Source organism: Acinetobacter sp. 24-47-62 (assembly GCF_056779765.1).
On record NZ_JBWYIN010000034.1, the window covers coordinates 1 to 750 of the forward strand.

Here is a 750-nt window from a genome sequence, read left to right on the forward strand (position 1 = left end):
CCAGATCGCATCAAGCTTAAAGTGATGATCAAGAGTCTTTTTAGACAGAGTCGTTGCTCTCTCGGCAGTCGTGGAATTCGATCAATGCTACTGAATCAAGGTATTAGTGTTGGGCGCTATTTGGTACGTAAGTTGATGCGTGAATTGGGGCTTGTTTCCAAACAGCGTAAGAGGCACAAGTATCAAAGCAATGTTGATGATATTCCTGTTGCCCCAAATACATTAAATAGGCAATTTAAACCTGCTCAACCTAACCATGCTTGGAGCAGCGATATTACATATATTTGGACAGGTAAAACATGGGCTTACCTTGCTATCGTTCTTGATTTATATGCACGTCGAATCATTGGTTGGTCTATATCAGCAAAAGCAGATCAGCATTTAGTGATTAAGGCTTTAGATGAAGCATGGCATCGTAGAGGAAAGCCTGTTGGTGTCATCTTTCATTCTCTTGCGAAGCAATGCTTCTCAGGTAGCCAATATAAAAGTCATCTCGTTCGACAGAGGTTAGAGCATTATGACATGCGACAAAGTATGAGCCGAAAAGGTAACTGTTGGGATAATGCTCCAACAGAACGAATCTTCAGGAGCCTTAAGACTGAATGGATTCCTAAACTCGGATATCACTCAATTGAAGAAGCAAAGCTAGATATCGGTCTGTATCTGATGAAATATTACAATCAGATACGACCACATCAATTTAATGATGGCATCAGCCCTTGTGAGGCTGAACAAAAACTTAAAACTATG

At 40.7% G+C, this 750-nt stretch carries 1 protein-coding gene; it reads left to right on the top strand.

Features of this window, described 5'->3' with window-relative positions; translation table 11 throughout:
* Window positions 1–21: 21 nt before the first annotated feature.
* A partial coding sequence (locus AC1M87_RS14745) for an IS3 family transposase (protein WP_481594117.1) occupies window positions 22–750 on the top strand: 729 nt, incomplete at its 3' end.